General features: G+C 64.9%; 3 protein-coding genes and 1 pseudogene. 2 read left to right on the forward strand and 2 right to left on the reverse strand.

Going from position 1 to position 5,685, the window contains the following annotated elements; translation table 11 throughout:
- Window positions 1-406, reverse strand: a 406-nt coding sequence (locus E1298_RS49930) for a hypothetical protein (RefSeq protein ID WP_424923215.1), incomplete at its 3' end; no start/stop codon positions are given.
- Window positions 407-1,095: 689 nt separating this feature from the next.
- On the opposite strand from E1298_RS49930, the gene E1298_RS43375 reads away from it, so the two are divergent.
- Window positions 1,096-3,543 (forward strand): FG-GAP-like repeat-containing protein, encoded by a 2,448-nt coding sequence (locus E1298_RS43375; protein WP_243726200.1) that lies wholly within the window; start codon window positions 1,096-1,098, stop codon window positions 3,541-3,543.
- Window positions 3,544-4,018: 475 nt separating this feature from the next.
- Here the strand turns inward: E1298_RS43375 and E1298_RS43380 are convergent.
- Window positions 4,019-5,103: pseudogene (locus E1298_RS43380) on the reverse strand (IS630 family transposase).
- 243 nt (window positions 5,104-5,346) lie between these two features.
- On the opposite strand from E1298_RS43380, the gene E1298_RS43385 reads away from it, so the two are divergent.
- A partial coding sequence (locus E1298_RS43385; RefSeq protein WP_131903216.1) for a hypothetical protein occupies window positions 5,347-5,685 on the forward strand: 339 nt, incomplete at its 3' end.

Genomic DNA, 5,685 nt, shown 5'->3' on the forward strand with positions numbered 1-5,685 from the left:
CGGCCCCGGCCGCGAACATCTCCGCTGCGGCCAGCCGCACCTGCTCACGCCGCGCACGCTCCTGGCCGGTCAACCCGCCCCCATCGGGATATCTCATGCCACCGAGGTAACCAATACCCGCCCATCCCAGACCGGCACACTCACCTATGTAACCCCGACGCTTAAAGTCCTCTAGCTGGTGCTCTTCGAAAACTGGCTCCACCGCACCCTCGACCAAGACACTGACCACTTCCTGCGAACGGGCGGCAGCCGCGCATCCTGTCGCCCAGCCCTGACCCACGTCTCCACCCTCACCATGGATGACCTCGACCTCACCGGCGACGAAGTCCAGATCACCCTCGGCGCCCACGGACCAGTTCCCGTTCCAGAACCCTTCGGGAAGATTTTCCGCGACCAACACATCCATTCCACCTACCTTATGAACCACCTGGCCAGCACAGGAATCCACCTCCTCGGCAGCCGCCTGGCCGCCGTCCGCGCTCTTGTCACCGAAATGCCACCCGCAGTCGCCGCCCAAGCCATCGGCTACACCGCCGCCTGCGCCGAAGACCACGCCACCGCAGCTGGAATCACCTGGGCCGACTACGCTTCTCACCGGCAGAAGGCCGGACGAACTCACGACACTTTGATCCGCGATGGCTCCAGCAGGCTGAACGAGTCGCCCGCCGACAGACAAGAGGAATGGTCGCAACACGCGGCGCGGGCCGGGCTGAGCCGGACTGTGGTAGCGCTAGCTGTACCAACGCCCACCTCGTGGGCGGGGTTGAGCGCCGGAACTTGTGAGGACAGGCTGCCTGGTATCGGCAGTGGCCGGCGAGAGACCGGCTGCGCCGTCTGGCGATCCGCTACGAACATCATCCGGGCAACCAGCCGGTTCCTTTCTCGGCCTCCCCGCGGCTATCGCCCTGCCGCCAATGGTCGCCACATAGGGCGCGCTCTCCAGGAGGGACGGCGAGAAAGCCGCTGCATACTGCGCCGTAGGCGCGAGGTCGTTCGTCAGGTTCGCGCTCCAACCCGCACAGAAAAAAGGGAAACACGAATGGACAGATCATATTGAGGCGGATATGCCGCAGCAGGCCGTGGTCGCTGCTGGTGATGGCGCTAGCCGTTGTCGTCGCCGGCGGGTCCCTGCAGGTGGCCGCTCCGCGTCCGGCCAAGGCCATCGAGAATGGAGAGCCAGTACGATGGGACACCTGGGCCCCTGCAGCACAGATATGGCTTGACAACCCGGAGCTTGGACCGCGGCGGTATCTGTGCTCGTCGACTGTCATCGCCGAGCGGTGGATCCTGACAGCCAAACACTGCTTCAAATACGGCGAAGTCCGCCAGCACTTCGTGATGGTCGGCTCGGGCAAGCGGGGACAAGGCAAGCCATACGGTATCGTCGCTGCGAATTTCAGGCACGACCTGGCGATCATTGAAACGGATCCACAAGACGGACCGCTGCCCACCGGTAACGCTGGGTACCCGTTCTTGGGGCCGAACAAGCGCGTGAAGATGCGGCACACCGGAGGTGTCCAGGGTTGGGGAAGAACCTGCGAGACCTGCGGCCCGTCCCCTGAAATCACGGCAGCGGGCACGCTGGTGAACGACAACGAGGAAGGGTTGAGGGACGCGGCGGGTGGTCCTGCCTACAAAGTCCGGGTCACCTATGGCGCTCGGATTCATGAAGGTGACTCCGGCTCGCCGGTCCTTCATGGCGACAGCCATGATCGCGTGGAAATCAACGGCGTGGTCTCTAGGAGTATCACCGACTCGAGAAAACCGGCCGACGCCTACATATCCCCGACTTACGACGAACCCGGGTGCGCGACCAAGAACAGCTGTGTGCACGATTGGCTGCGCGCCACGGGCCACATGAAGGAGAAGCCCCGTGATGAGCTGCGGTTCGCCTACCGCGCTATGGCGCTGGGGTCGTCGTCCACCTATGGCGAGGGCAGTTCGGACGGCAACGGCTACCGGGACATCCTCGACCAGGGCCTGCAGAAGATCGCCGAACGCAACGGCCAGGACACCGATGACCTGACCGCGAAGGCGAAGATCACGAACGACAAGGACGACACTCCCCAGGTGGACATGGTGGGTTCGGTTCGGGTGGGCAGGATGGCCGACCGGGACAACGAAGGTTGGCGAGGCTTTCTGATCGACGGGATCGCCGGCAAGGCCAGTTGTTCGGTCAAGCTCTACAAGCCCAACGTCGTCACGCTCCTCGCGGGCGGAAACGACGTCATCCAGAACTTCGAGATGGGCGGCGCGATCGGACGGCTGGAGTCGCTGATCAAGCAAGTCAGCAGGGACGCCGGGGATGCCATCGTGCTGGTGGCCCCTGTGCAGCCTTTCCCCGACCCGGCCAGGAACGCGCGAGGCAAGGCGTTCTCCGCCCAGATCCCCGGTCTGGTGGACCGGCTCGTGGACAGCGGGGTCAACGCGATGTACGTCGACACCGGGATGGAGCTTTCCGACATCGGCCCTGATGGCATCCATCCCACCGACCACGGCTACGACAAGACCGGCGCGGCGTTCGTGAAGGCGGCCACCGAGGCGAACGAGCAGGGATGGATTCCCAACCCGGTCTACCAGGATTCCGGCGAGGTATCCGACGCCTGCGGGATGAAGGACGACGGCACCGGTACCGACGACAACAGCTCCAAGCTGGGCCCGAACTGGGAGGACCGGGCCGTCATCCAGGCCCAGCAGTATCCCTCCACCAACCGGTTCTGGATGGTGGACATCAACAAGGACGGCAAGGCCGAATTCGTCACAGTGGACAAGGACCAGAACTTCCGGTTCTGGTGGAACAGCGGCCCCTCCGGCAAGGCATGGACCCCCTTCGTCGAAGGCAAGAACTCCTACAAACCGTCCCCGGGGGCGGTCGGCAACCAGTTGCGTTTCGGTGATGTCGATGGCGACGGCTTCCCCGACTGCATGGTCGTCAATTCCCAAGGGGGTGTGTTCGTCTCCACCTGGAAGGGCGACGAACCGTCCGGTTCACGCATGTGCATGGACGACCAGAAGTTCGCCGGTGGGGCCAGCGTCTACTCCGAGGGGTCGGCGGGAACCAGCCCGACCATCGACCCGAGCACAAAGATCCGGTTCGCCGACGTCACCGGAGGCGGACGGGAGGACTACCTGCTGATCCAGGCGGACGGCACGACGACCGCCTGGTTCAACCAGGGGCTTCAAGTCGACCGCACCCGCCCGCACCTGAAATGGGACCACCCCAAGAAGATCAGCGGCGCTCTGGCAAACCCCCGGGAGATCAGGTACGCCGACATCAACGGCGACAAGCGCGCCGACCGGATCCTGATCACCCCCAAGGGCGGTGCCAGGGCATGGATCAACGAGGGGGCCAAGGGCGCGGGCGGCACCTACCGCGACATCGGCAAGATCGCCGGTGACGGCGACCTTCCGCCCAAGGACATCCAACTCGCCGATCTCGACGGAGACGGCAAAGCCGACTTCCTGCGCATCGGCTGGACCGGAGTGGCCCACGCCTGGCTCAACAAACTCCCCGCCGACTACTTCGACACCTTCCACCCATAAGTAGCGTTCCCATCGGGCGTTTGGTCCTGCGAACTCAACTCAAGGCCGCAGGACCAAACGCCTTGAAGATTTGCGCCGGTGCGGTTGGAAACGGAAGCCGAAGGCCGTCCACCAGCCCTCTCAGCTGTCCGCCGACAACAACCTCTGACGTTCTCCCCACGGAAGGGCCGGTCCCGCAACAAGGCGGCCGGCCCTTTCGTCGAGTTGACATTCGGCAGCCTGGACGGTCCTGACGACGGTGTGTGCTTCCCGGCTTTGCCGGTTGCTCGTGTTTGCGCGCTCTGGTTGCTGTAGGCGCCTGCGGCGGGAAGCGACGGTGGCTTCTCAGGGGTGCATAGGTAAGAGGTGTCTCCTGTGGAGCGCCGGAAGCTGTAAGGGGTGTGTGCCGCCATTTGGGACGGGTTCCGGTGCGGTTCAGCGTGACGGCGGCCGTGGCTGGCGTAATGCTCGGCGCTCTGGGAGGCGTCCTGCTCTCCTAGTGTCTTGAGTCGTTAATCCGTTGGCAGTATGCGGCGAGGGTTTGGAGGATCTCGTCGGCGGTCTTGGTCCACACGAACGGCTTGGGGTCCTTGTTCCACTCGTTGATCCAGCCGCGGACGTCGCGCTCCAGTTCGACCACGCTGCGGTGGGCCGAGCGGCGCAGCTTGCGGTTGGTCAGCTCGGCGAACCAGCGCTCCACCAGGTTGAGCCAGGATGAGCTGGTGGGGGTGAAGTGCAGGTGGAACCGGGGGTGGCGGATCAGCCACCGCTTGACCGCCTCGGTCTTGTGGGTGGCGTAGTTGTCCAGCACCAGGTGCAAATCCAGATCCTTGGGCACCGCGGCGTCGATGAGCTTGAGGAACCGCAGGAACTCTTGATGGCGGTGCCGCCGGTAGTGCTGGGCGATCACCGAGCCCGACGATAGGTCCAGGGCGGCGAACAAGCTGGTGGTGCCGTGCCGGACGTAGTCGTGGGTCATCCGCGCCGGAGTGGTCGGCATGATCGGCAGAATCGGGGCCGTCCGGTCGATCGCCTGCATCTGGCTCTTCTCGTCGACGGCCAGCACCAGTGCGTTGTCGGGTGGGCCAGGTACAGGCCGACCACGTCGCGGACCTTGTCCACGAACTGCGGATCGGTCGACAGCTTCCAGGTCTGCACGGTGTGCGGTTTGAGGCCGAACGCCCGCCAGATCCGCGAGATCGCCGACTGCGACATTCCGGTCGCCGACGCCATCGACCGGGTCGACCAGTGCGTATCGGCACCAGGTGTCTCCTCCAGCGTCGCAGTGACCACCCGCTCGACCTGCTCATCAGTGATCACGCGGGGCCGGCCCGGACGCGGCTCATCGGTCAAGCCCTCCAGCCGGGCCGACAGGAACCGCGACCGCCACTTCGACACAGTGTTGCGTGAGGTCCTGACCTGCCCGGCGACCTGGGCGATCGTGCCGCCCTCGGCACACAACAGCACGATCCTCGCCCGCAAAGCCAGCGCCTGCGAGGTCTTGCGACGGCGTACCCACCCGGTCAGCACCGACCGTTCCTCGTCGGACAACACCACCGGTTCCAGCTTCGGGCTCGGCATCCCCACAGCCTACCGACTAACAAAGAACTAACGACTCAGGACACTAGAGGCGCTCATGCCATACCTCAACCTCGGGCGCCCTGTGCAGCCTGGGGGTGCTGGTACAGGGCACTGAGGGTTCCCAGCGACACGCTGCCTTCGGGCGATGAGACCTACCCGTGGACCCTAGACGAGGAGCAAGATGTCACGGCCGTTGGGCCTCTGTCAGAAGTCGAGGTTCTCTTCGCTCCAGGTCGCTCCAGCTTGCTCAGCTTGGTCTTGGATTGCGCGGACGGCGGCAGCGTTGGCTGTGAGGTTGAGTTGGAGGTCCACGAGTTGCAGGTCTCCGCCGTATTCGGGGTCGACCGCATCAAGTACGGCCTGGAGGAGATTGGCGAGCTTGCGACGGGTGTCGTGATCGACGAGGCTCCTGTTGGGTACTTCGAGCTGGTAGCGGCGGTACTCGGCGGGTTCAGGCTGGTCGACAGGTGGTTCGGGGGTAGGGGGTGGTCCCGGGACGTGAGGTGGTTCGGGAGCAGGAGGCGGACCGGCGATGGGCGGTTGCGGGTATCCCGGCGGTCGGGGGGACGGACGGTCGGGTGG

This window comes from Actinomadura rubrisoli (genome assembly GCF_004349215.1).
Taxonomy (GTDB): Bacteria; Actinomycetota; Actinomycetes; order Streptosporangiales; family Streptosporangiaceae; genus Spirillospora; species Spirillospora rubrisoli.